This window comes from Desulfobacterales bacterium (assembly GCA_029211065.1).
Taxonomy (GTDB): domain Bacteria; phylum Desulfobacterota; class Desulfobacteria; order Desulfobacterales; family JARGFK01; genus JARGFK01.
In genome coordinates, this window is the sequence record JARGFK010000192.1 from 1 (window position 1) to 4,648 (window position 4,648).

At 50.4% G+C, this 4,648-nt stretch carries 4 protein-coding genes; all 4 read left to right on the forward strand.

Features of this window, described 5'->3' with window-relative positions; translation table 11 throughout:
- Positions 1-424: 424 nt before the first annotated feature.
- Positions 425-1,783 carry a 16S rRNA (cytosine(967)-C(5))-methyltransferase RsmB gene (rsmB, locus tag P1P89_22310; protein ID MDF1594254.1) on the forward strand — a complete coding sequence of 453 codons (1,359 nt, stop codon included), beginning with the start codon at positions 425-427 and terminating at the stop codon, positions 1,781-1,783.
- Positions 1,780-2,766 carry a PASTA domain-containing protein gene (locus tag P1P89_22315; GenBank protein ID MDF1594255.1) on the forward strand — a complete coding sequence of 329 codons (987 nt, stop codon included), beginning with the start codon at positions 1,780-1,782 and terminating at the stop codon, positions 2,764-2,766. The genes rsmB and P1P89_22315 overlap by 4 nt, the downstream gene beginning before the upstream one ends.
- 289 nt (positions 2,767-3,055) lie before the next feature.
- Positions 3,056-3,709, forward strand: coding sequence for a ribulose-phosphate 3-epimerase (gene rpe / locus P1P89_22320; protein ID MDF1594256.1), 654 nt, complete (start codon positions 3,056-3,058; stop codon positions 3,707-3,709).
- A gap of 196 nt (positions 3,710-3,905) precedes the next feature.
- Positions 3,906-4,373, forward strand: coding sequence for a type II 3-dehydroquinate dehydratase (gene aroQ, locus P1P89_22325; GenBank protein ID MDF1594257.1), 468 nt, complete (start codon positions 3,906-3,908; stop codon positions 4,371-4,373).
- The last annotated feature ends 275 nt before the right edge of the window (positions 4,374-4,648 follow it).

Below are 4,648 nucleotides of genomic sequence, written 5' to 3' on the forward strand. Positions count from 1 at the left end.
TGTGTCGCGCCAAATGATTATTGGAGGTAACCCTCTACATATAGTGGGCGGTTGAGTTAACTGCATACCCAGTATTACAAATAAATCTCAAATTCCAAGGTTCAATGACCAAAACTTTCCGTGCAAAACGTTGTTTGAATATTTGAATTTTGATGGTCTTATAAAAAGTCGAAAATACGCCTTTATCGTCATTCCCGCGAAAGCGGGAATCCAGTGATTCTAAATGGTTCTGGATGCCTGCCTTCGCAGGCATGACGGAATTTAGGACTTTTTATGAAAGTGTCAAATTTAGGTCATTGGGATTTGATTGATTTTGGAATTTGACATTTGTATTTTCGACAGGTGGAGAAAGTTACAACAAAACAACCCCCCTCCGGGGATAACCAAAGCCGACCCCTCTAATGGTGGCTATCCGATAAGGTAAATGCCCGAAAAAGATGCACGTCAAACCGCATGGGCAGTTCTCAACCGGCTCGATGGCGGCAACAAAACGCTGGACCGCTTACTGGACGATCATTTTGCCGGCAGGGATATCCTGCCGAAAAGAGAGCGGGCCTTGTTTTATGCCCTGGTATACGGGGTACTGCGGTGGCGCGGCCGGTTGGACTGGATTATCAGCTATTTTTCCAGAAAGCCAATCCATAAAATCGATCCCAAAATTTTAAACCTGCTGCGCCTGGGTCTTTTCCAGATAACAAACCTTGACAAGGTGCCAACCTCCGCTGCCGTCAATACGTCGGTGGAGATGGCCAAGTCCGTGGCGGCGCCATGGGTGGCAGGGTTTGTGAATGCGAATTTACGGAAGATGGCCCGGGAGCATCAAAACGTTCCGTTTCCGGAAATCAGCAGCCGGCCGGTGCCGTCCCTTGCTGCAATAAAATCGTTTCCGGAATGGCTGATTCAAAGATGGGTGCAGCGGTTCGGGGTAAACGAAACCGCGGCGCTTTGTGATGCCATTAATTTGATACCCCCCATCACCTTGCGGGCCAATACATTGAAATCCGACCGGCAGGGGCTGATGACCGCCCTTGGTCATGACGCCGAAGAAATCCGGAAGACAGACCATGCGCCGGACGGGGTCAGTTTGCGCCACCCCACAAAACCCATTGCGGAAATGCCGTCCTTTCAACAGGGCTGGTTTCAAGTCCAGGATGAGGCCGCGCAGCTGGTTGTCTCTCTGGTGGATCCCCAACCCGGGGAGAGAATCCTGGATAGCTGCGCGGGGCTTGGCGGGAAAACCGGACATCTCGCTCAGTTGATGAAAAACCGCGGTGAGATTATCGCCCTGGATGTTGACGACAGTAAGCTGCAGAAGACCGGTTCTGAAATGTCGCGTCTGGGTGTTACAATAGTTAAAACGCTGAATCATGATCTGAGCGGCATTTTAACCTGTGCGCAGGTCGGGATGTTTGATCGTGTCCTGGTGGATGCCCCCTGTTCCGGGTTGGGCGTCCTTCGGCGAAACCCGGACACTAAGTGGTCTTCGTCCGAGGAGGACCTGAAACGGCTGGGCGCCCGGCAGATCCGGTTTCTTGAAAACCTCCAAGGGATTGTCAAACCTTCCGGGATCCTGGCATATTCGGTTTGCAGCACGGAATCCGAAGAGAATGAGGACGTCATTAAAGCTTTTTTGAATAATCATGAAAACTTTGTTATAGATGACGAACCGGGGGGACTTCCCCGGGAAGCGCGCGGCTGCTTGGACAGGGGATATTTTAAAACCTTTCCACACCGAAACAGCATGGATGGTTTTTTTTCAGTCCGACTTAGACGGGTCACGTGATTAAGCGCATATCTAAAATAGGCGTATTGTTGATCGCTTTTCTGATGGTGGCGGGGGGCAGCGCCTATCTGACGGTTACCCTGATCATCAGGAGTGAAGATGCGGTTGTCGTTCCCGATCTGAACGGCAAGGATGTGGTGTATGTATTAAAAATTCTGACCGATCTGGGCTTGAATACCAAAGTAAAAGGGTCTGAATATGATGATGCCGTTCCCATGAATCATGTCATTTATCAGGAGCCGGAACCGGGGTCAGAGATCAAAAGGGGGCGCGACATCAGGATTGTCATCTCCAAAGGGTCCTTTAGGGTTCTGACGCCGAATCTGGTGGGGCTGCCCCTTCAGCAGGCCCGGATCATTCTGGATGAAAACGGACTGTCTTTGGGAAAAGCGTCCGCGTCATACAGTGACAGTGTAAAAAAAGAAGAGGTGATGGCCCAGGTTCCTCTGCCCGGTGCGATGATAAAGCGCAGTACCAGCGTGGACCTGCTAACGAGCATGGGCGTCCGGCCCGGCGCCTATAAAATGCCGGCCCTGACCGGAAGGCCGCTGGAAGAAGCCATTCTTATAATCGAAAGCAGCAACCTGCTGCTGGGCAATATCAAATCGGTTTCCATGGGCAGCAAACCCGCGAATGCCATCGTCAGTCAGGAGCCGACCGCCGGTGAACGGGTTTTTGAAGGCGGCAGCGTCAACCTGGAAGTCAACACAAGAGACGATAAAATGAGAGGCGCCGTGATCGAGGATGCCGGGGGTGTTAGACTTTACCGATACCGGCAGGAAAGCGGATTTATCAAAGAGCGCATCGGCATTAAGATGGAGTGGTTCGGCTTTTCAACCGATCTGTATGATGAGTTTATGGGGTCGGGCCAGGAAATCTGGATCTTGATTCCGAAGAATCAGGATGTATCTGTTTCTCTTTATAAAAATGGCGAGTTTGCTGAAAAACAGTTTTTTTCAGCCTGGCAAAGCCTGGCGAATTAGGTTATGTTAACAACGTCCGAAGCCATTAACTATAACAGTAAGGTATTTGTCACTAAATCCCCCTTTGGCAAAGGGGGATTAGAGGGGGATTTCCATAACGGGTCAACGGATGATTGAAGCCGCCAACAGGTCACGCTTAAAATCCCCCCGGCCCCCCTTTAGGAAAGGGGGGAAAATCAAGGCAGAGTTATTCGCATTACCTTGAACATCTCTTATAAACCATTGGATGAGGCCCCCTTCTAAGGGTGCGAGTCTCAATTAAATTAATAATAATACAGGAGCGAAATTCATGATGTTAATCGCACCATCCATATTGTCAGCGGATTTTTCAAGACTCGGGGAGGAGGTTTCGGCGGTTGAAAAGGCCGGGGCGGACTGGATTCACGTGGACGTGATGGACGGTCATTTTGTTCCCAACATTACCATGGGGCCATTGATCGTGGAAGCTGTCCGGCGGGTTAGCTCACTTCCCATCGATGTTCATCTGATGATTGAGGCCCCCGACCGGTATATCGCGGATTTCGCAAAAGCGGGCGCTGCCTTGATTTCCGTTCAGGTTGAGGCCTGCATCCATTTACACCGGACGATTCAGCTTATCAGAGAGACCGGCGCCCGTCCCGGGGTTGTCTTGAACCCCTCAACCCCGCTGGATACCATCGCCTGGGTGCTTGGGGATGTTGATTTCGTTTTAATTATGAGCGTGAATCCCGGATTTGGAGGGCAGGCCTTTATTCCCAACAGCCTGGATAAAATACAGGCGCTTAGAAAAATGATAACTGACCGGGGGCTTTCCACACTGATTCAAATCGACGGCGGTGTAAATCCGGAAAACATCCAAAGCATCGCCCGGGCCGGCGCGGACGTATTCGTCGCCGGTTCGGCCATTTACGGGACGCCGGACTATAAAAAAACCATAGATGAATTTCGCAGACAAATGGCTTGATAGATGTGGGTCTAATTGCCCGCAGCTTATTACGCCGTATATGTGTTTTTAAACGAACCCCCATGCCCGGGTTTGGGCGCAACAAATCATGAAAAGTATACGGTTTTAAGAATTCAGCAGCCCGAAGTCAGAAGAAGAAAGGAAGGGTTCTAGAGGAATATCTGTAGCGAAGCCTATTTATTTATGGGAGTTATCTATGAAGGCAAAAAGAAAAAAAAAGCGATCGGTGCTGGTTATCCACGGGCCGAATCTGAACATGCTGGGCCAAAGAGAACCGGATGTTTACGGGCGCAAAACCCTTGCGGACATTGACAGTCAATTGGTGGAACGGGGCCGGCGCCTGGATATCGCGGTGGAAACCTTTCAGTCCAACCACGAGGGGGGTATTGTCGATAAGATCCAGGCGGCGGGTGGACATGATGGGCTGATCATCAACCCTGCGTCTTATACCCATACCAGCGTGGCGATCCGGGATGCGCTCCTGCTGCTGCAGATTCCCATCGTTGAAATCCACCTTTCCAACATCGACAAGCGCGAGCCGTTTCGCCACAAATCGCTGATTGCCGATATCGTCACCGCCCGGATGGCGGGTTTCGGGGCCCTGGGATACGAGCTGGCGCTGGAAGCCATAGCCCGGATGCTGTCTGAGGAATCTCAGCGTTAAGTGTTGTATTGGCCCGGTCGAAGACAACTTGTAGGCAACCGGCACGTCGGTCTTAAATGTGCCTGGTTTGCCAAAATTATCCGTAAACTTAAATGGTTAAGCAAATCAGGTGAACCCTGATTCACCGTCAAAAAAAGTAAAAAACCTCGTTGATCCTGAAGAATCAGGGTGATAGGTTAATTTTAGACAAAAAACTTATGGTTCATCCGACTAAAGCGTACTTCGCTTCATGAAGCGCGAAGATTTTAAGCTTGAAGAAATCCATATCCCGATAT